The organism is Plantactinospora endophytica (assembly GCF_016862915.1).
GTDB lineage: Bacteria > Actinomycetota > Actinomycetes > Mycobacteriales > Micromonosporaceae > Plantactinospora > Plantactinospora endophytica.
Map to the genome: position 1 here is coordinate 523,278 of NZ_BONW01000016.1, position 19,797 is coordinate 543,074.

The window sequence follows — 19,797 nt, forward strand, 5'->3', positions numbered from 1 at the left end:
AGCCCTGTCCGCCGCGACAGTGGAACCCCACGATGTTACCGATGCATCATCCACGGTCCTTCCACGCTTCTTCCACATCGGACGTGTGACCCTGGGGACACGGTGCTCCGGGGAGCGGGGAGGGAGCGGTCGCGATGGAACTCGCGGTCGGACTGTTGGGACCCTTCGACATCCGTCAGGACGGCATGTCGGTCGTGGCGCCGATCGGCAACCGACGCCGCATTCTCGCCCTGATGCTGCTCGACGGCGGTGCCGTGTCGCGTACCAGGTTGGTGGCCGAACTGTGGGGACGGGAGGCACCACCGTCGGCACCGGCCAACCTGCGCACCTACCTGTCCGGGCTGCGGGCGTGGTTGGCCGACCGCGCCGACCTGGTACGCGACGGCTCCGGGTGGCGGCTCGTACCACCGCCTCCGGTGCGGTTCACGGTCGACGTGACCGGCTTCCAGGCCGCGTTGGCGCAGGGGCGGCGGGCGGTGCAGGGTGGCGACCTGGCGGGGGCGGGTCGCCACCTGCGCCACGCACTCGGGTACTGGCGGGGAGCGCCGTTACAGGACGTGCCGCAGGGAGGGCCACTGGCCGCCCGAGCCGCCGTCCTGGAGGCGGAACGGTTCGCCGCCACCGAGGAGTACGCCGATGTGCTGGTGAACCTGGGGGAGTACGAGGCGGCTCGGGCGATGCTGCACGAGTTCCTCGGCGACCATCCGCACCGGGAGCGGGCCTGGGGGCAGTTGATGGTGGCGTGTTACCGGGGCGGTGACCTGGCGGGGGCGCTGGCGGCGTACCGGAGCGCGCGGGTCGCGCTGATCACCGGGTACGGGATGGAGCCGGGGGCCGAACTGACGGCCCTGCACCGGGCGATCCTGCAACGCAAACTGCCCGTCGAGCCGGTGCGGGCGACCCGGTATCCGCCCGAGCAGATGCCGCAACGACTTCTGGTGCGCGCGCCGGCCCGGACCGTACGCCGCCGGGAGGCGGCCGGCTCTGCGGAGCGCACGTGATCCCGGTCGCGTCGAAGTCCCCGCCCACCCTGAGCCGCGAGCAGTTGGTGCCCTCACGAACGAGAAGGAGAAACAGCATGGTTCGACGGCGTCTTGTCGCGGCTGCGGTCACCTCACTCGGGTTGGTGGCCGGAGCCCTCACGACCAGCTCCTCGGCCGCCTCGGCGGACGCGGTACAGGCTCAGCCCATGTGCTATGTCTGGGAAGACCACAACACCCACGGGGAGTTGTGCGAGGGATGGGGCAGCGGCTCGGAGTTCCGTGCCACGGCCAGGTGCAAGAACGGCCAGATGGCCTACGGGAACTGGTACGCCGCCGACACGTTCTACGGTACCTGGTCCTATGCCTACTGCTCCGCCAAGGGCGGGCTGGCCGACGGCTGGTTTCAATTACGCTGAGCTAGCCGACGGACATCTGTCGAGACGCGTCGGTCAGCGAGGAGCCGTCGTGTTCCGGACTCCGGCGACGAAGGCGGCCCAGGCGCACGGCGAAAAGGCGAGCGCCGGGCCGCCGTGGTCCTTGCTGTCGCGTACGGCGACGACGCCAGGCAGGTTGTCAGCGACCTCGACACAGTCGCCACCGTTGTCGCCGCTGCGGGTGCTCTTGCGCCACTGGGCGCCAGTCAGGTTAACCATGGTGGACCTCCGCGACGATCTTCTCGATCATGTGCCTCGATTGTCCCTCATCCAGAGCGAGCGCGGTTAGCCCCGCCCAGACGTTTTCGTAGGCGGCCAGTTCGCTCGGCCGATCGAGGTAGAGTGCCCCGGTCAGCGACTCGCAGTAGACAATTGGCGGCTCCGGAGTGTTCCGGTTGCCGGGCGGGAAGCTCAGCAGGACAAACGTCCCTGCGACCGCGCCGTAGTGCAGGCCAGTGGCTAGCGGCAGCACCCGGATCGAGAGGTTGGGTAGAGCGCCGATCTCCAGCATGTGGCGTAGCTGGGCGGCCATCGTCGCGCTGTCGCCAACGGTCCTCAACAGGGCTGCTTCGTGGATGATCACCTCAAGCCTAGGTGCGGCAGGCAAGCGTCTCGTCAGCAGGGATTGACGTTGGAGTCGGACCTCGACCAGGCGGTTCCGCTCCTCCTCGCTCATGGCCGATCGATGCTGGTATACCGCTAACGCGTAGCCCCTCGTCTGGAGCAGTCCGGGCACCAGGGCTTCGTCGTACCGCCGCTGCCGCGAGGCGCCGGACTCCAGGCCGACGTACAGCTCGAACCACTCGGGGATGGCGTCGCCGTACGCGTGCCACCAGCCCGCACCGGGGAGCCGCTGCCCGGCGCCTGCGCGATCTGGCGCGACGGCCACTGGTGGCACAGCAGCCTGCGCGTCGCCGGCTGGACCGAACGCCTCGTCGAGCAGGAAACCGGTCAACTGCTGCGCCGCCGCACCCAACTGTTGCGTCGCGGCTGGGAGCCGCCCGACCCATCCTGGCTCGGCGACGCCATCCCGCACACCCCGTGCCCCGACTGCGACCCGGCCAACGGCCGGCGGGCCTGCACCTGCGCCGTCGACACTTCCACGATCGACTCCGACTGCGGTAGATGCGGCGGCACCGGCCTGCGCCCCGGGCCGTCGACCTGCCACACCTGCCTGGACAGCCACCGGATCCACCAGGGACTGGTCGTCACCCTCACCGACCTCGACCATCAGGTCGTACACCTCAACTGGCGGGCCGGCGACGCGGCGTCCGCGCCGCCGGTCGGCACCGACCCCGACGGCACGCCGGTGGTCCGGCTTCCCGAGCGCTTCAGGTTGGAGACCCACGCCAGGACCCTCGGCGTACGTCCGGAGGACCTCACCGAAGCCGACGGCGGCTGGCCGGTCGACCAGCATCTCCGGCAGGGGTACGTCATCCTGCCCGCGACCGGCGTCGAGCCGCTGGCCCAGCAGCTCGCCCAGGCCGGCCGGGGTCGACCCGCCGCCCGGCTGATCGTGCTCGCCGCCCCGCCCGAGGTCGCCACGCTGCCGCAACTGATCCGGCTCGCCCACGCCCTCAACCTCGCGGTCGACGTCTCCGTACGCGACAACCGCCGGCACCACACCGCCGACCCGCGCCCGGACCACGACATCTCCTGGTACGTCGAGATCACCGTCGCCGCCCCGGCACAGCCGGCGCAGGCGGTCGACGTCCCGAGCCGACCCACCCTGGCCGGGGCGATCGCCTACGCCCTCGACTACCTGCCGAGTGTGCTCGCCGAGGCGACGCCGGACGACCCCGTCCAGCCGATCGCGACGCCACGGGCGCCGATGTCGGAACCGATCGCCGATCCGGAACCGATGCTGCTCCGGCTCGGCGCACACCATCCGGGCCAGTGGGTGACCGTTCGCGTCGCCCCCGGTGGCTGTCGCATCGACCTGCACGAGCGGGAAGGCGCCCGCCCCCTGAGTACCAGCACCGATCTGGCTGCCGCGCTCACGGCTCTCGGCGGGACAGCGGCCTGACGCCTCGTCGTACCGGTCAGCCGGTGTAGGCCTCCGGGTCGAAGCGCCTCCCGCCGGCAACCGATCCGGGGAGGAAGAATATGGCGGATCATGCGGGGACAGGGCTCACTACCCGAGGAGGGGGCATGGCGGGAAGAGGTTCGTCGGGTGCGGGTGCGGGGATCGTCATCGACGCGGCCTCGCCGGTGCCGCCGTTCGAGCAGCTCCGGGTGCAGCTCGCCCGGCAGATCCAGGCCCGCACGCTGGCCGTGGGTACCAGGCTGCCGCCGATCCGCCAGTTCGCGACCGAACTCGGTCTGGCCGCCAACACGGTGGCCCGGACGTACCGGGAGTTGGAGGAGGCGGGGCTGATCGAGACCCGTGGCCGGGCGGGGTCCTTCGTGTCGGCGGCCGGCGAGCAGGGGCGTGAGCGGGCGCGTCGCGCCGCCGCCGAGTACGCGGCCGTGGTCGCCAGTGTCGGCATCGATCCGGACGAGGCCGTCCGCATCGTCCGGGCAGCCCTGACCTCGGGGACGGGCGCACCCGACCGATGACCCCTCCGGTACCGGTCGACACGACAACCGCCGCCCGCGCGGACGTGGCCCGTACCCGGGGGAGCGGGACGGGCCACGCCCGCGAGGGGCGCCCGGTTGTCGGTGTCAGCTGCCGAGGGTGTTGATGTAGAGGAGGCGGTTGGGGGAACTGGCGCCTGGGTTGGTCACCACGTTGGGGGTGCTGGCGGCGATGACGGCGGCGTTCACGGTGGCCGGGCTCGCGCCGGGGTTGTTGCGGAGGTAGATCGCCGCGGCTCCGGCCACGTGTGGTGCGGAGAAGGAGGTGCCGCTGCCGGTGTACGTGGCGGCGTTGCTGGTCCGCCAGGCCGAGGTGATGTCCACGCCGGGGGCGAAGAGGTCCAGGGCGGTGCCGTAGTTCGACCAGCTTGCCCGGGTGTCGGTGCGGTTCGTGGCGCCGACGGTCAGCGCCTCGGTGACCCGGGCCGGGGAGGTGCCGGTGGCCGGCACGCCCGAGTTGCCCGCCGCGATGGTGTAGGTGATGCCGGCGTTGATCGATCGGCGGACGGCGGCGTCCAGGGTCGAACTCGCGCCGCCGCCGAGGCTGAGGTTGGCCACTGCCGGCCGTACCGCGTTCGCCGTGACCCAGTCGATGCCGGCGATCACTCCGGCGGTGGTGCCGGAGCCACTGTTGTTGAGTACCCGGACGCCGACGATGCTGGCGTTCTTGGCGACCCCGTACGCCGTGCCGGCGGCGACCCCGGCGACGAAGGTACCGTGACCGTTGCCGTCGTCGCTGTTGTAGTCGTTGTCGACGGCGTCGTAGCCGTGCGACGCGCGACCGCCGAAGTCCTGGTGGCTGATGCGTACCCCGGTGTCGATCACGTAGATCCGGACTCCGGTGCTCGTGCCGTAGGTGAAGGACTGGTTGAGCGGCAGGCTTCGCTGGTCGATCCGGTCCAGGCCCCAGGAGGGCGGGTTCGACTGGGTGGCCACGGCGTGGATCGCCTGGTCCTGTTCCAGGTAGCTGACCGCCGGGTCGGCGGCCAGCCGTCGGGCCGCCGATTCGCTGAGCGTGGCGGAGTAGCCGTGCACCGACCGGCCGAAGACACGGGTGACCTTGCCGCCGTAACGGGAGGTCAGGCTGCCGGCGGTGGCGGGATCGAGTTGTTGGCCGTCCTTGAGTACGACGATGTAGCTGCCGGCGACGGCGGTCGGGCTGGCCGCGCCGAGGATCGTGCCGGTTGCCGGAACCGCTGCGCCGGCCGGGATCGCCACGGCGACGGACATCGTGCCGGCGAGGGCGACGGCGCCCAGGGTGGTGAGGATCCGACGGCGGGTGGGGGGACTGGAACTCATTGCTGCTCCTCCTTCGACCGTGCCGGTCGCCGCGGTTTCGGGCGACCGGCACGGCTCGCGTCGTCCGTCGGCGCTGTGCGATCGCCGAGGACCGTGTGGTGACTGCGCCTGGTTGGGCGCGGCAATGACGTTAGGGAGGCACCGTCGATCGATGGTTTACGATCCTTGATATGTCTGTTATCAGGCGGGGTCAAACGTAATCTGAAACGTTTTCGCCTTGACTCCGGTCACCGCTGTAACAAATCCCGGGCTCACGCCGGCCCGGCTCGTCCCGGCGCAGGCGACTGCGGCACGCTGGCCGGCGCCGGCAACCGTGGCACGCTGGCCACCAGCCGGCGGGTGTACGGATGGGTGGGGGAGCCGAGCACCGAGGCGGTGTCCCCGCGTTCGACGACGCGGCCCTCGGAGAGCACCACCGTCTCCTGGCACAACAGCGCGGCCACGGCGAGGTCGTGGGTCACCATGACCACCGTCAGGTTGCGGGTTTCGCGCAGTTCGGCGAGCAGGTCGACGATCCGGACCCGGGTGGTGACGTCGAGCGCGCTGACCGGTTCGTCGGCGAGCAGCAGCCGTGGACGGCACACGATGGCCCGGGCGATGGCGATGCGTTGGCGTTGACCGCCGGAGAACTCGTGCGGGTACCGGCGTACCACGTCCTCGGGCAGGCCGACCTCGCGGAGCGCGTCCACCACCCGTTCCGGTGCGGCGTCCAGGCCCAGCGACCGCAGAGGTTCGGCGACGATCCGCCCCACCCGCTGACGCGGGTCCAGCGACGAGTACGGGTCCTGGAAGACGGTCTGCACGCCGCGCCGGAACCGCCGCATCAGCGCCCGGTCGCCGAGCCGGAGCGGCGCCCCGTCGAAGAGCACCTCGCCGGCGGTGGGTCGGAGCAGCCCGAGCAGGATCCGCAGCAGGGTGGTCTTGCCTGCCCCGGACTCGCCGACCAGGGCGACGCCGCGTCCGGCGGTGACGCCGACGTCGATGCCGTCGAGCACGGCACGTCCACGGGGATATGTGAAGCCGACCTCGCGCGCCTCCAGGATCATGGCTGCCTCCCGTCCAGGGCCGCGTCGAGTTGCCGCGCGCTGCTCAGCAGGGCGCGGGTGACCGGATGGTCGGGCGCGGTGACCACCTCCGTGACGGTGCCGGACTCGACGGCGACTCCCTGGGCGAGTACCAGTACCCGTTCGGCGACCCGGGCCACCACCGCCAGGTCGTGACTGATGAACAGCAGCGCCATGCCACGGTCGGCGACGAGCCGGTCGAGCAGCGCCAGCACGTCCGCCTGGACGGTGACGTCCAGCGCGGTGGTGGGCTCGTCGGCGATCAGCAGCGCCGGCCGGCAGGCCACGGCGGCGGCGATGGCCGCACGCTGGCGCTGCCCGCCCGAAACCTCGTGCGGGTAGGCGCGGGCGATGCGGTCGTCCAGACCGACCTCGGCGAGCGCGGACAGGACGGCGTCGCGCAGCGCAGATCCGCGCAGTCCCCGGGTACGCCGGATGGCCCAACCGACCTGGTTGCCGATTCGCATCAGCGGATCCAGCGCGGTCAACGGCTCCTGGAAGACCACGGTCGCCACCCGGCCGCGCAGCCGCCGCAACGTACGGTCCGCCGCGCCGACGACCTCGGTGGGCTCGCCACCGGCCGGCTGGAGGCGGATGCTGCCCGACGCACGCAGCCCGGCGGGCAGCAGCCCGAGTACGGCCAGGGCGGTCAGCGACTTTCCGGAGCCGGACTCCCCGATCAGTCCCAGCCGCTCGCCCGGGGAGAGTGCGAACGAGAGCTCGGAGACGAGAGCCCGACCGTCCGTGCCGGAAATCGTGAGCATGTCGACGGTGAGTAGGTTCATGACGCCCGCCCGGCCAGCGGATCGGCGACCTCGCGCAGGCCGTCGGCGACCAGGTTGGCGCCGACGACGAGGACCACCAGGGCCAGACCCGGCGCGACGAGGCCGGCCGGTGCGGTGAGCACCGTCGACTGCGCCTCCTGGAGCATCCGGCCCCAGGACTGGTTCGGCGGCGGCGGGCCCAGCCCGAGGTAGGACAGACTCGCCTCGGCCAGCACCGCGAGACCGAACTGGAGTGCCAGGTTGACCACCAGGGTCGGCCAGACGTTGGGTAGCACGTGCTCGGCGACCACCCGTGGCCACGACGTGCCCGAGGTACGCGCCGCGGTCACGAAGTCCAGTGCCAGTACGCGTTTGACGAGGATCCGGGTCAGCCGGGCGACCACCGCCGACATGGCCAGCCCCAGCGCCAGTACCGCCGAGCCGAGCGAGGCGCCCCGGGCCGCGACGACGAGCATCGCCAGCAGCAGGGTCGGGAACGCGATGACGACGTCCAGCGTCGCGGCGATCCCGTCGTCCAGCCAGCGCTGGGCGAACCCGGCCGCGAGCCCGGCGGCGAGGCCCAGCGTGCCGCCGATCGCCACGGCACCCAGCCCGGTCAGCAGTGCGATCCGGGCGCCGACCATCAGTTGGGTCGCCAGGTCGCGGCCGAGTCGATCGGTGCCCAACAGGTGCGCCCCGCCGGGCGGCGCGAGGCGGCCCCCGGAGGTGTCCGAGACCGCGAACGGGGTCCACAGCAGGGAGAGCAGTGCGACGGCGCCGAGGAGCCCCACGAGGACGGCTCCGGCGACCAGGGACCGGCGGCGTCGGGTCACCGCGACCTCCCGGACGAGGCGCGGCGCAGCCGTGGATCGAGGAGGCGCTGGGCCAGGTCGGCCAGGAATCCGATGACGAGCACGGTGACCGTGCTGACGAAGAGAACGCCCTGGATCACCGGGTAGTCGTGCTGCATGATGCCCTTCACCAGCATGCTGCCGAGCCCCGGCAGCGCGAAGACGCTCTCCACCACCACCGTGCCGAGGAACGTGGTGGCGAGTTCGATGCCGAGGATGGAGACGACCGGTCCGGCGGCGTTGCGCAGCCCGTGTCGCCACATGGCCTCGGCGGACGAGGCGCCCAACGCACGGGCGGTGCGCAGGTAGTCGCTGTGGAGTACGTCGAGCGTGGCCGAGCGCACGTAGCGGATCAGCGACGCCGACATCACCAGCGCCACGGTCAGCACCGGCAACGTCAGGGCGGTCAGCGCCGCCCCGGGGTCCGCCCAACCGGCTCGGGGGAACCCGCCGGAGGGGAACACCCGCAGCCGCAGCGCGAAGACGAAGACCAGCAGCATGCCGACCCAGAACACCGGCACCGCGATCCCGAGCTGGGACAGCGCGGAGATGGTGGCGCCGTACCAGGTACGGGACCAGCGGGCACAGAGATAGCCGACCGGCACCGCGATGACGATCGCGAGCGCGAAGGCGGTCAGGGCCAACGGCACCGTGACCGCCAGCCGGTCGGTGATCTCCGGGCCGACGGGCAGGGTGGAGACGAACGAGCGACCGAGGTCGAGGCGTACCAACTGGCCGAGCCAGGTGACGAACTGCTCCGGCAGCGGTCGGTCCGAGCCGACCTGCCGCCGGGCGGCCTCGATCTGCTCCGGCGTCGCGTCCACGGTGAGCAACGCGTTCGCCGGATCGCCGGGCAGCACCCGCAGCAGCAGGAACAGCGCGACGCTGGCGAACAGCAGCGAGGCGACCAGTAGGCCGCCCCGCCGCACCAGGTACCTGACCATGTGGTGCCGGTCAGCCTTCCTGCTTGGTGATGCCGTAGACGTAGAACTGGGAGTTCAGGCCGTTGACGGGATATCCCGACAGGTCGGCGGAGGCGACCACGATCTGCGGGTAGAGGTAGAGCCAGACGCTCGCCGCGTCCTCGGCGATCTGCCGGTTCACCTGCTTGAGCAGCGAGGTCTGCTCGTCGGCCGTGGTCGCCTGCTCGGCCTGGGTGACCCACTGCGTCACCTGCGGGTTGCGGTAGCCCCAGTAGAAGTCGGGGTTGCCGTACCAGACCACGTCGCGGTCGTTGACGTGCTCCTGGAGCGTCGCGGTGAAGTCGCGCTTCTGGAACACCTTCGTGTACCACTCGTCGGCGGTGATCACGTTGATGTTGACCGTGATGCCGACCTTGGCCAGCTCGGACTTGAGGAACGTGGCGACGGTCGGGTGCGGGTCGTAGTTCGGGGTGTCCAGCGTGAAGCTGAACCCGTTGCCATGCCCGGCCTCGGTCAGCAGGCGCTTGGCCAGCTCCACGTCGTACGGGTTGGTCTCGGCGAGGTCCTCGAACCACGGGTCCTTCGGCGGCACCATCGACCCGATCAGCTTGCCGTACGTGCCCCAGATCGACTCGAGCAGCTTCTTCCGGTCGACGGCCGAGTAGACCGCCTTGCGCACCTTGACGTTGTCGAAGGGCGCCACCCGGTCGTTGAAGGCCAGCAGCAGCTTGGTCGTCGACGCGCCGTCGTTGACCTTGTACTCCGGGTTGCCGGTGAACTGGCTCAGCGCGTCCGGGCTCTGCTGACTGGTGATGATGTCGATCTGGTTGGTCAGCAGCGCGTTGTTGAGCGCACTGGCGTCGGTGAAGTAGTGGAACACCACCTCCTTGTTCGACGCCCTGGTGCCCCAGTACCCGTCGAACCGGGCGAGGCTCAACGTCGACCCGCGCTTCCACTCGGTGAACCGGTACGGGCCGGTGCCGTCGGCGGTCGTGGTCGGGCTCTGGTTCTGCGAGTTGACGATCCAGACGTAGCTCAGGTTGTAGACGAAGGAGATGGAGCGGGTCTTCAGCGTGACCACCAGAGTGCTGTCGTCCGGTGCGGTGATGCCGCTGACCGGTCCGAAGCTGCTCTTGCGGGCCGACTTCGAGTCGGGCGCGATGACCTTTTCGAGGCTGTACTTGGCGTCCGCCGCGGTGAGCGCCTTGCCCGAGTGGAACGTGACCCCGGTACGCAGCTTGAAGGTGTAGGTGAGGCCGTCGCCGCTGACGGTGTAGTCGGTCGCCAGCAGGTTCTCGGTCTTGCCGTCGTCGGTGAGCCGGAACAGCCCTTCGTAGACGTTGCCGTTGAGGGCCTCGGTGACGCCCTGGCCACCGCCACCGGTGTTGTCCAGGTTCTGCGGCTCGTACAGCGAGCCGACGCCGATCGTCGCGTCGGCGCCGGCTGCCGCCGACGGGGTGTCGTCGGCGCCGCAGGCGGCCAGGCTCAGCCCGAGTGCGACGGTGACGGCGGCGGTCAGTATTTTCCTCACGGGGATGTGCTCCTTGACAGGGTGCTGGATGTCCTCATTCGACGGTGAAGCCGTCGCGGAAGACGGGCAGTCGTTCGCCGGCTTCGACGGCGAACGGGAAGCGGTTCTGCGGTGGCGGAAGCGGGCAGTTGAAGTGGGCCGAGAAGCCGCACGGTGGGGTGTGGGCCCGGTTGAAGTCGAGGACGGTGCGGTCGGAGCCGGACGGTCGGGGCACGAAGAGGAACCGTCCACCGCCGTACGTCTGGCGGCCGTTCGTGAGGTCCCCGAAGACGAGCAACAGGGTGCCCTCGTCGTCGAACGCGTGCACGGTGTACTCGGTGCCCGCGATGGTCACCTCGATGTGTCCGGGCACCGGCAGGTCACGCGTGGCGCCGTTGTCCCGGCGGTGCGCGAACGGGACGCGGTGGTCCAGCCCGGCCGGCACGAAGCGGGCCGGCACCACCCACCCCGGGTCGTACGGGTACGGGTCGGTGCCCACGAAGTGCGTGATGGCGGCCGAGCGCGGGTCCCAGCGGCGGATGCCGTGCCGGGGCCGTCCGGTGACGGGGTCGACCTGGCGGATCGTGGTCGTGAGTACCCCGTTCCCCTCCGGCTCCGGCGGCGGTTCTTCGCCCTCGGCGAGCCAGCGGGTCTCGACGAGGGCGAGCTTGCCGGTCGGCGTGGTCAGCGCCGCCTCGCGGGCCTGGTGCCAGGCATTCCACTCGTCCTGGGCCGCGTCCTCGGCGGCCAGTTGAGATGACATCGCAAGCTATCCGATCGGGTTTGTAGGGATTTGGTCGCCGGTATTCCGATTCCCGCTCCCGGAGCGATGGATCGGTGGGGTGCGACGTAAGGGGCGCTAGGGTCCGATCGGTGTCGCCCGCGCCACAGCGCCGGGCTTCGTCGGCCTCGGACCCGCCACGACGCCGCCAGGTGAGGCGGGGGCGCTCAGCGGACGGAGGTGCCCGGACAGGCCGCGCTGACGGCACGGCCGAAGTCGATGTGCCGGCGCATCCGCAGCATGACGGCGCCGCTGTCGGTCCGCACGCCGTCACCTCCCAGTCATCGGACGGGCCTTACAGTCCAGCGCAGTCTAGGCACCGCCGCGGCGGCCGGACAAGCGAGCGCCGAGGAGATCCGCATCATGTCGGCCGGTCCGGCCTGCCCGTCTGCACCGTGCCGCTGCTCGTCCTGCTCGTCCTGCTGGTGTGCGGGCTGCTGCTCGCCCTGCTGGCTACCGGGGACCGGGACCGCGTCCAGGACGCGATAATGCGGCGAACCGCACCGAGGTGGCCGGCCGGGCGCTTGGCGGACCGTGACGTGCCGGCGGCCTTGCCCAAATCATCTTAGTCATTAAGATAATCGCATGGGCATATCGACTGACTTCTCGGTGGCAATCGCCGGCGCCGGCCTCTCCGGCCTCTGCCTCGCCCAGTACCTGGTGCGCGCCGGCATCGACGTGCACGTATACGAGCGGGACCCGGGCCCCTTCGTCCGGCGGCAGGGCTACCGGATCATCCTCGACCGGTACGGGCTGGAGGCGCTGCGCAGGAGCCTGCCCCGCCCGCTGTACCGTCTGGCGCTGACCACCGGCGACGAGCCCGGCGGGCACCTGCGCTTCACCGACAGCCGGCTGCGGGACGCATTCACCATCACCTTCAAGGACGAGCCGCACGCGACCCGCCAGGTCGACCGGCTGACCCTGCGGTCGATCCTCCAGTCCGGGCTGGACGGGCGCATCCACTACGGCAAGGCCGCCGTCGCGGTGGACAGCGGCGGCCCGGCCGGGCTGCGGCTGCGGTTCTCCGACGGCAGGGCAGCCACGGCAACCGTCGTCGTGGGCGCGGACGGCGTCGGCTCGGCGCTGCGCGCGCAGCTCATGCCGGACGCGGACCCGGCGAGCACCCCGATGGCGGGCATCTACGGCCGGTCACCCCTGCGGCGCAACGGCGAGAGCGTCATCCCGGACGCGCTGCGTACCAGCGGGGTCCTGGCCATCGCCGACCGGCCGGGCCGCGCTTTCTTCTTCACCTCGATGCGGTTCGGCGAGAACCCACGGGAGGCGTTCGCGCGCCTGGCACCCGGCAGCTATGCGCCCACCGGCGACGACTACGTCATGTGGGGACTGCTGCTCCGGCAGGAGGAGGTGGCCGTCGGCGTGCGCGGGAACCCACTGGCGCTGTGGAAACTGGCCACCCGGATGAGTGCGGACTTCCACCCGCTCGTCCGGCGGCTGGTCGACACGGCCGAGCTGGACGCCACGGTGCTCAACCTCTTCGCCAGCGGCCGGCGTCCGCGCCGGTGGGCGGTGCCCCGGGCCACCCTGATGGGTGACGCCGTGCACGTCATGCCGCCGTTCGGCGCTCACGGCGGCAACACCGCGCTCCGTGACGCCGCCCTGCTCGGCCACCGGCTGGTCGAGGCCCGGACGAGCGGCGCGCCGGTGGAGGAGGCGATCGCCGGCTACCAGGACGAGATGGTGCCCTACGCCTTCCGCGCCGTCGACACCGCCGCCGGGCTGATGCGCCGCCTCACCGGGGCCGCGACCGCACCGCACTGGGTGCTGACCCGCGTGTTACCTCGGCTGCACCGGGTCACCGTACCGGAGGCATGATTGCCGACATGCCCCACGAGCCGGCCAGGGCGTCCGCGATCGCCGACCTCATGCACGCCGGGCGGGAGACGTCGCGGCTGTCCATGGTGTTCCGGTACGCCATCGCGGAGCGGCTGGGCCTCACCGTGAGCGACCTGGAGTGCCTGGACCAGCTGGCGGACGTCGGATCCGCCACCGCAGGGCAGATCGCCGAGCGGACCAACCTCACCACCGGGGCGGTGACCAGCATGCTCCGCCGGCTCCAACAGGCAGGCTACGTCACGGCCGAGCGCGATCCGGCGGACCGGCGGCGGGTGATCGTCACCCTGCGGCCGGAGCGGATCGCCGAGTTGGAGCGACCGTACGAGCGGTTCGCCGAGCGGGCGGAACAGCTCATCGAGGGCTACAGCGTCGAGGAAATCATGCTGCTGGTCCGGCACTATGACCGCATGCAGGCGATGTACCTCGCCGAACTGGACCGCCTCCGCAGCGGCGACACCGCGCAGCCGTCCGCCTGAGTGCCGATTCGATCCGCCCGACCGGGTTGGCGGAATAACGGCCGGCAGGGATGCCGCGTTCAGCATGGCACCCTTGCCAACACGACGTGCTCCCGGCGAACTGCGCCGACCATGGCGAATTCGGATGCGCCAGCCCACAGGTACAGGTGGCGCCACCCGAGTCGGACGAAGGTGCCACCCGTTGGGCTGCGCTGAGCGTCGTCACCCGTTCAGTGCGGCTGGGCTCCGTCGTGCAGGCCGGCCGCTCGGCGCCAGCGGGCGACTTCGGCTCCGTGTCCACCGGTGGCGGTCGCGGTCCTGACCGCCACCGGATCTGCCTTGCCGGTCAGTAGGGCCAGGGGCCAGGTCGGCACACCGCCCGCACCGTCGTAGGCGGCCCAGGTCCACGGACCGTCGAAGCGCCACGCCCGCCCGCCGGCGTCGGCGACGTCGTCGCCGGGCTCCAGGAAGGCGTACGGCCGGAAGAGCGGTTCGAGCGTGAACGGCACACCGGCGTCGGGTTCGATGCTGGTGCCCTGGAACTCTGCCGCGGGGTCCGGTGCCTCACCGACGGGCAGTACGAGCAGGCTCAGACTGGGGCGGGGCAGCCAGCCCGTCTCCTGCGGCGGGTCGTACCTGTGGACGTTGACGACGTGGATGACCCGTGCCGGGATGCCGACCCGGCAGGCCTCGCCGGGTACGAGGTCGAGGGCGGGTGGGTCGCTGGCGTACAGTTCGCCCGGGTCGGTGCGGTCCAGGGCTACATTGCCGTTCCAGCGCAGTCCTTCCGCGTCCGGGTCGATCTCCCACCAGGGCCATCGCACCGTGAGGTAGAAATCGTCGATGCTGGTGACGACGGTCGGCGTGAACGGGCAGGAGATACGCAGCACGTCTCCGACGCGATAGGCCATGAGCGGCAAGGCTAGCGCGAGTGCCGGGCATCACGTCCGGCCGTACGGTGGTCGACCGGTACGCGACGCTCCGTCGCGGGGGTGGCGGCATGAGGTCGTTGCTGGGCAGCGGGCCGACTCGCCCAAACTGTCGGTGGGGCCGGGCATAGTGCCGCGCATGTTCAGCGGGATTCGCGATGTCGACTGGGCGTCGATGTCTCATGCGTACGGTTCAGCCAAAGAGGTGCCGGCGCTCCTGGAAGCACTGCGGTCTCCGGATGCCGAGGAACGGGGCGCGGCGCTGCGCGACTTCTACGGCAAGGTTCACCACCAGGGTGACGTCTACCCCAGCACGACGGCGAGCCTGCCGTTCCTGCTCGAGCTTGCCGGTGACCCGGCGACACCGGACCGTGACAGGATCGTCGCGCTGCTGGTCAGCATCGGCGAGGAGGCGGTCGGGCGATGCGAGGTCGACTACGTCGACGCGGACTATGTGGACTACGCGGGCGCTGCGGCGTTCCTACGGGCACACGCAGAGGCGTTCGTTGACCTTGCCGGGGATGCGACCTGCCGGGTGCGTCAGGCTGCCATTCCCAGCCTTGGCCTGTTTCTCGACGATGCCAGCCGGGCCTTCGACCTGCTTCAAGACCGGGCGGCGATGGAATTCTGCTTGCTCGAACGCCTCCTGGTGACGCAGACGGCGGTTACGTTGGCCCGACGACTTCCGGTGACCATGCCGGCGGCGGAAGCGTGGCTCGCCGGCCTGGCTGCGGACCCGGCCGGTGAACCGGAGTTCCGGCTCGCGGCGCTTATCCACCGGGCCGGGTGCGCCCCGGATGCGATCAGCGACGATCTCGTACCAGCGGTGGTCGGGCTGTTGCGCGAGATCGCCGACGCGGCACCGCCGGAGCAGCCGTGGCCGGAGCCGCCGCCGGTCGCTCCGCCGGCTCCGAATGTGCCGCCGTTCGTCGCCGCCGCGTTCGAGGATCTGGACCGCGTCAACCGGCGGTACGCAGTGACCACGGAACTGTTGCGAACGCTGCACACACTGCTGGACGCGCGGGTTCGGCAGCGTACCGACCTGCTGGTCGAGCAACTGGCCAGTCCTGATCCCGGCGTCCGGCTGGACGCGATCCGGATGGCAGACGATCTCGTCGGAGCCTGGCGTGGTGACCACAGCGCCCTGATCCGGCTGGTCGCCGCCCAACTCGGCGCAAGCAACCTCGAAGTCGCTGCGGAGGCGGCAACGCTGCTGGAGAAGGACTGCGCGATCGCAGAGTCGGCCCGGGAAACCATGGCCGCCCTACTTACCGATCACGGGCCGGACGGTTGGACCAGTCCGCGCCGGCATGTGCGCCGGCTGCACCAGAAGACGGGCATGGCGTTGGCCCGGCTCGGGGACGTACGGGCACTGCCCAGCCTGCTGACGGCGTTGGACAGCGACGTCGACGCCTGGCTCGCCGTCCAGGTGGCGGGAGCGCTGCCGCAGGCTGCGGATCAGTTGGTCCCTCGCCTCCGTGACCGGCTGAGCCGCGCCGACCTGTCCGCGCAGTGGCCGTCCAACGCAGGAGGCATCCTGTCCGCTCTAGCCAAGCTCGGCGACCCCAGCGCACTGCCAACAATCACCGAGACGCTCGCTGCCGCCGCCGAGCGGCAGAACTGGGACGTGGTGAAAGCGGCTCTGACGGCGCTGCGGGCGTTCGGGCCGGCGGCGGCACCCGCGCTCGCCGCGATCAGGTCGTTGGTCGCCGTCGACGATACGTGGACCAGGTCCGAGGCTGTCGGCACGCTCTGGGCGGTCGGCGGCGACCGCGACGAGGTACTGCCGCTCGCTCTCGCGCTGCTCGACACCTTCGCGCTGCGGGAGGCGGCCGAGGTACTGGGCCAGATCGGTTCGCCTGCCGCGACTGCCCTTCCGCGCCTACGCGAACTGTTGACCGACAGGTACGAGTGGAATCGCGTGTACGCCGCCGCGGCGATCTGGGACATCGCCGGCGAGCTGGAAGCCCCAGTCGTGCTGAACACCCTCCTTCAGGCATGGCAGCGAAACCCGGCGACGGGAAACCGTGTCGCGGCCTGCCTGAAACGGATGGGCTCTGCCGCCGCACCAGCGTTGCCACATATCCGCGCAGAGTTCGCCCGTGCCGAGCGGGGCGGCCGGTTCGGGAGCGCCGCCAACGACCAGGAGATGCTGCGGCATCTCGCCGAGGTACTGCCACGCGCCGACGCCGAACTGACGCAGCGTGACCCGTGAGCGAGGTCGTAGATGCCCGGTCGCCAGCATGTTGGTGCACGTAATCATGAGAATGTTCGATTACGGCGACTGCTGAGGCTTGGCCTTCTGTGGGTAGATCGTTTCGTGGCGGGCCAGCATGGCGACGAACTCGCCGATCTTCCGCTCACGGGTCTGCGCCCGTTTGACGGCGTTGACGCGGTGGATGAGCGCGAACCGGTTGGTCTTGGTGAGTACGTCGAACATGGCCTGGGCGGCGGGGTCGGCGGCGATGGCGGCGAGAAGATCCGCCGGCACCTCGGCCTCCGACGGCGGGGCGTACGCAGCCGCCCATCGTCCGTCCGCTTTCGCGGCTTCGACCGCAGCGTAGCCCGGGGGCAGCATCCTTCCCTCGGTTTCGAGGCGGGCCACGTGGGCGACGTTGCGTTGTGACCAGGAACTGCGGGGCCTGCGGGGCGTGAACCGGATCCAGGAGGTTTCCTGATCCCTTTTTCGGGCCTGCCCGTCGATCCAGCCGAAGCACAGGGCCTCGTCGACCGCCTGCTGCCAGGTCAGGGTGGTGATCGTGCCGCCCTTTCTGGTCAGGGCGAGCCAGACGCCGGGCGAGGTGGCGTGGTTGGCCGACAACCACTCGCGCAGCGCGTTTGCGTCCGCGACGATCAACTCATCCAGTTCGGTGCTTGCCATGACGGCAGGCTAGCCGCTGTGCCGTGGCCGCAGCCTCTGCCTGTTGGCCCGACTCGCCGGGCTGCCGGCACGCCGATCGGTCCGCGGACCGTCGGGGGCAGGACCTCGCTGCTTGGGACGGCTGACGTTGGTGCCCGGTTCGTCAACTTCTCGCCCTGGCCGTCCGACGTCGGCCGTAGCATCGGGCGATGACCACCTCCGCTGACGCGGTCACCCACGCCATCGCCCTGGTCACCCTCGCAATCGAGGCCGGCGCCGACGGCGACGCGCTCGCTGACCGCATCGCGCCCCTCATCAACGAACGTACGGCCGGTACCTCCATCAGTGGCCTGATCGTTCTGGCTACCCTGCTTGCCCAACTCGCCGCCAACCGTGGCGGCGACACTCCAGCGGAGGTCCTGGAGGAGGTGGGCATGGCCGTTGCGGTGCACGATTCCGAGCGCGGCCCCAACTCGGGGGACTGACCGCCGGGCGTCCGATTCGAGTACTCCAGGAGCAGGCTCCCGTGTTCGCACAGGCCCGCAGGTCCAGGGGCGAATCGGAGCCACAGTGACCCACGATGAACATGATCGGTCTCAAGGGCATGATCGGCCGGCTCGTCGGCACGTGCACGCTCTCTCGCGGCCGGCTGACGTCAGACGACAGCGTTTACGGAAGGTGCCGAGGGTTGCCGCCCGGGCGCCCGCAGTGCGGCGGACACGGAGCCAGGTCCGGACGTCGCTGACGCCGAAGGTGGTGACGGAGCGTGGCGGTGGTGGCGTGCACGGTCGGCGGTAGCTGAGTGCACTGCGACCGGAGGCATACTGATGAGGTGAGATCGCGGTTCGACCAAGCATCGGCGGAAGCGGCCGAAGCGCGCGATGACTGGGCTACGGCGATCGCCACGGTCAGTGAGTTCGCCCAGTGTTACAGCCGTGACCCTCACCGGCACAACGCGCACCTGTGGCACATGGATCTCCTCGTCAAGGCCGGACTGCTGCGCGAGTTGGTCGATCGAGCCGAGATCGACGTGCACGCACGACGCAGGCTGGACCGGTTTCTGTACGAGGAAGGCCGCGACGGTGAACTACGTGAGCGTGCCCAGCGCGGTGACAAGAGCGCCCTGTACTTCCTGGTGCGCCTGCTCTCCGAGCGAGACGGGTATGCGGCCGCTATGCGTGCGGTCAGCGACATCGATATGACCGACACCTACGCCATCGAGGTGGCACATCGGGCGCCAGCGAACGGGTAGTTCGGAGCCGCATTCTCGGCAGCAGGCCGCACAACGCACCGACCTCGGCACGTCCGCGCTGTCTGCCCTCACGATCGGTGACGTTCGTTCGGCGACGAATCCGTGCATGTGACCTTGGCTTCGGGCTGCGACGCCGCTGGCAGGACGCAAACGGGATCTCAGCCGGATGGGACAGCATTGGCCGGTTGCGCAACGAACCGCGTCCTCAGGCGAACTCGCGCGCGGTGGATTCCAGCCTCTCGCGGTAGGCGGCCCACCAGGCCTCGTCGCCCTCGACCACGTCGTCGCCGGGCCGCCGCCAGCCGACCTGGCCGTCGACCAGTTCACGCACGATGTCGGCGTGCCCGGCGTGCCGGTTCAGTTCGGCGAGCACGTGCACGAGGATGAGATGCAGCGTCACCGGCGTGTGTCCCCACCACCGCACCGAGCCGGGCGCGTCGATCGGGAGCGTTTCGATCGTGGCGTCCGCGTGTGCCCAGACGCGGTGCCACAGGCCGATGATGTCGTCGCGGGACTCGTCGGCCGTGGCCCACATGTCCGCGTTCGGCTCGGCGTCCTCGTCCAGACCCGCGACGGGTTCGGGATAGGGCCGGTCGAACACCTCGCCGAAGTACCCGGCGGTCACCGAGGCCACGTGCTTGACCAGCCCGAGCAGGTTCGTTCCGGTCGGCACGAGCGGGCGCCGCACGTCGTACTCCGACAACCCCTCGAGCTTTCCGAGCAGCGCCTCGCGCGCCTCCCGCAGGTAGCGATGGAGATTCGCCTTGGCGTCGAGGTCTCTCATGCCACCCAGGATCTCACTGACCCGCCCGTCGGGATGTCCTGTACGTCCGCGTCGGAACCGTGGCTCTGTGGCGGTCACGTGATCGCGATCCCGTGACAATGCCGTGCCGATGCGTCGATGCGGGTGGTAACGGTGGGTAGCGCGCGAGTTGCGACAGATCCGGTCGTCCCATGCGCTGAGCGGATCTCCGCTGTAGATGCCCTCGTCGAAGTAGCCGACCCAGATGGTGCCCGGCTCGTCGACGGCAAGACAGTGAACCGCCGACCCCCGTCCTTCCGCAACATCGGACGCGCGCGTCGTCGGCACCGCTGGATAGCAGGTCTCCGAGGGCGGCTGTATACCGAGCGTGGCGGCTCTTCGCCTGCTTGCGCCCACGGCCTGCGGCAGATCCGTACGTCTGATCTTGCTGCCGGGTGATCACTGACATACGAGTTGGTGTTGCTCTATCACACCTTGTGGAGGTCACATCTCTAGCGG

General features: G+C 70.4%; 21 protein-coding genes. 9 read left to right on the forward strand and 12 right to left on the reverse strand.

Annotated features, from left to right (window positions below; translation table 11 throughout):
* Window positions 1-134 precede the first annotated feature (134 nt).
* Both Pen02_RS18140 and Pen02_RS18145 read left to right on the forward strand, forming a co-directional pair.
* Complete coding sequence (locus Pen02_RS18140; RefSeq protein ID WP_203867225.1) at window positions 135-1,001, forward strand: AfsR/SARP family transcriptional regulator; 867 nt, start codon at window positions 135-137, stop codon at window positions 999-1,001.
* A gap of 188 nt (window positions 1,002-1,189) precedes the next feature.
* On the forward strand, window positions 1,190-1,399 hold the full coding sequence (locus Pen02_RS18145; protein ID WP_203867226.1) for a hypothetical protein: 210 nt from the start codon (window positions 1,190-1,192) through the stop codon (window positions 1,397-1,399).
* Window positions 1,400-1,432: 33 nt separating this feature from the next.
* Here Pen02_RS18145 and Pen02_RS18150 read toward each other — a convergent pair whose 3' ends face one another.
* Window positions 1,433-1,636, reverse strand: a complete 204-nt coding sequence (locus Pen02_RS18150; protein WP_203867227.1) for a DUF397 domain-containing protein — start codon at window positions 1,634-1,636, stop codon at window positions 1,433-1,435.
* A complete protein-coding gene (locus Pen02_RS18155; protein WP_239140935.1) occupies window positions 1,629-2,315 on the reverse strand; it encodes a DUF5753 domain-containing protein in 687 nt (228 codons plus the stop codon). Before Pen02_RS18155 ends, Pen02_RS18150 begins: the two co-directional genes overlap by 8 nt.
* On the opposite strand from Pen02_RS18155, the gene Pen02_RS18160 reads away from it, so the two are divergent.
* Together Pen02_RS18160 and Pen02_RS18165 are read left to right on the forward strand one after the other, a co-directional pair.
* Entirely contained in the window at window positions 2,244-3,443 is a 1,200-nt protein-coding gene (locus tag Pen02_RS18160) for a zinc finger-like domain-containing protein (RefSeq protein WP_203867228.1), read from the forward strand. The genes Pen02_RS18155 and Pen02_RS18160 overlap by 72 nt on opposite strands.
* A 125-nt stretch (window positions 3,444-3,568) precedes the next feature.
* A complete protein-coding gene (locus Pen02_RS18165) occupies window positions 3,569-3,976 on the forward strand; it encodes a GntR family transcriptional regulator (RefSeq protein ID WP_203867229.1) in 408 nt (135 codons plus the stop codon).
* Between the two features lie 105 nt (window positions 3,977-4,081).
* Here Pen02_RS18165 and Pen02_RS18170 read toward each other — a convergent pair whose 3' ends face one another.
* The 7 genes from Pen02_RS18170 to Pen02_RS18200 form a co-directional block, all read right to left on the reverse strand.
* Window positions 4,082-5,293: a S8 family peptidase gene (locus tag Pen02_RS18170; protein WP_203867230.1), complete on the reverse strand. Its 1,212-nt coding sequence runs from the start codon at window positions 5,291-5,293 to the stop codon at window positions 4,082-4,084.
* A 251-nt stretch (window positions 5,294-5,544) separates the two neighbouring features.
* Complete coding sequence (locus tag Pen02_RS18175; RefSeq protein WP_203867231.1) at window positions 5,545-6,339, reverse strand: ABC transporter ATP-binding protein; 795 nt, start codon at window positions 6,337-6,339, stop codon at window positions 5,545-5,547.
* Window positions 6,336-7,142 (reverse strand): ATP-binding cassette domain-containing protein, encoded by an 807-nt coding sequence (locus Pen02_RS18180; protein WP_203867232.1) that lies wholly within the window; start codon window positions 7,140-7,142, stop codon window positions 6,336-6,338. Before Pen02_RS18180 ends, Pen02_RS18175 begins: the two co-directional genes overlap by 4 nt.
* A complete protein-coding gene (locus tag Pen02_RS18185; protein ID WP_203867233.1) occupies window positions 7,139-7,954 on the reverse strand; it encodes an ABC transporter permease in 816 nt (271 codons plus the stop codon). Before Pen02_RS18185 ends, Pen02_RS18180 begins: the two co-directional genes overlap by 4 nt.
* Window positions 7,951-8,916, reverse strand: coding sequence for an ABC transporter permease (locus Pen02_RS18190; RefSeq protein WP_203867234.1), 966 nt, complete (start codon window positions 8,914-8,916; stop codon window positions 7,951-7,953). Before Pen02_RS18190 ends, Pen02_RS18185 begins: the two co-directional genes overlap by 4 nt.
* 10 nt (window positions 8,917-8,926) lie before the next feature.
* A complete protein-coding gene (locus Pen02_RS18195) occupies window positions 8,927-10,426 on the reverse strand; it encodes an ABC transporter substrate-binding protein (RefSeq protein ID WP_203867235.1) in 1,500 nt (499 codons plus the stop codon).
* Window positions 10,427-10,460: 34 nt separating this feature from the next.
* Window positions 10,461-11,168, reverse strand: coding sequence for a DUF1684 domain-containing protein (locus Pen02_RS18200; protein WP_203867236.1), 708 nt, complete (start codon window positions 11,166-11,168; stop codon window positions 10,461-10,463).
* A gap of 603 nt (window positions 11,169-11,771) precedes the next feature.
* Here Pen02_RS18200 and Pen02_RS18205 point away from each other — a divergent pair.
* Window positions 11,772-13,019 carry an FAD-dependent oxidoreductase gene (locus tag Pen02_RS18205; protein ID WP_203867237.1) on the forward strand — a complete coding sequence of 416 codons (1,248 nt, stop codon included), beginning with the start codon at window positions 11,772-11,774 and terminating at the stop codon, window positions 13,017-13,019.
* Window positions 13,020-13,027: 8 nt separating this feature from the next.
* Window positions 13,028-13,516: a MarR family transcriptional regulator gene (locus Pen02_RS18210; RefSeq protein ID WP_239140917.1), complete on the forward strand. Its 489-nt coding sequence runs from the start codon at window positions 13,028-13,030 to the stop codon at window positions 13,514-13,516.
* Window positions 13,517-13,725: 209 nt separating this feature from the next.
* Here Pen02_RS18210 and Pen02_RS18215 read toward each other — a convergent pair whose 3' ends face one another.
* Window positions 13,726-14,406, reverse strand: coding sequence for a hypothetical protein (locus Pen02_RS18215; protein WP_203867239.1), 681 nt, complete (start codon window positions 14,404-14,406; stop codon window positions 13,726-13,728).
* Window positions 14,407-14,563: 157 nt separating this feature from the next.
* Here Pen02_RS18215 and Pen02_RS18220 point away from each other — a divergent pair, with 157 nt between their 5' ends.
* Window positions 14,564-16,639 (forward strand): hypothetical protein, encoded by a 2,076-nt coding sequence (locus Pen02_RS18220; protein ID WP_203867240.1) that lies wholly within the window; start codon window positions 14,564-14,566, stop codon window positions 16,637-16,639.
* 60 nt (window positions 16,640-16,699) lie between these two features.
* Here Pen02_RS18220 and Pen02_RS18225 read toward each other — a convergent pair whose 3' ends face one another.
* Entirely contained in the window at window positions 16,700-17,305 is a 606-nt protein-coding gene (locus Pen02_RS18225; RefSeq protein ID WP_203867241.1) for a YdeI/OmpD-associated family protein, read from the reverse strand.
* A gap of 188 nt (window positions 17,306-17,493) precedes the next feature.
* Here Pen02_RS18225 and Pen02_RS18230 point away from each other — a divergent pair, with 188 nt between their 5' ends.
* Together Pen02_RS18230 and Pen02_RS18235 are read left to right on the forward strand one after the other, a co-directional pair.
* The gene (locus Pen02_RS18230; RefSeq protein ID WP_203867242.1) at window positions 17,494-17,769 is read left to right on the forward strand and encodes a hypothetical protein; all 276 of its coding nucleotides are present in this window, start codon (window positions 17,494-17,496) and stop codon (window positions 17,767-17,769) included.
* A gap of 347 nt (window positions 17,770-18,116) precedes the next feature.
* Window positions 18,117-18,536, forward strand: coding sequence for a hypothetical protein (locus tag Pen02_RS18235; protein WP_203867243.1), 420 nt, complete (start codon window positions 18,117-18,119; stop codon window positions 18,534-18,536).
* A gap of 205 nt (window positions 18,537-18,741) precedes the next feature.
* Here the strand turns inward: Pen02_RS18235 and Pen02_RS18240 are convergent, their stop codons facing one another.
* Window positions 18,742-19,626: a DinB family protein gene (locus Pen02_RS18240; RefSeq protein ID WP_239140918.1), complete on the reverse strand. Its 885-nt coding sequence runs from the start codon at window positions 19,624-19,626 to the stop codon at window positions 18,742-18,744.
* Between the last annotated feature and the right edge of the window lie 171 nt (window positions 19,627-19,797).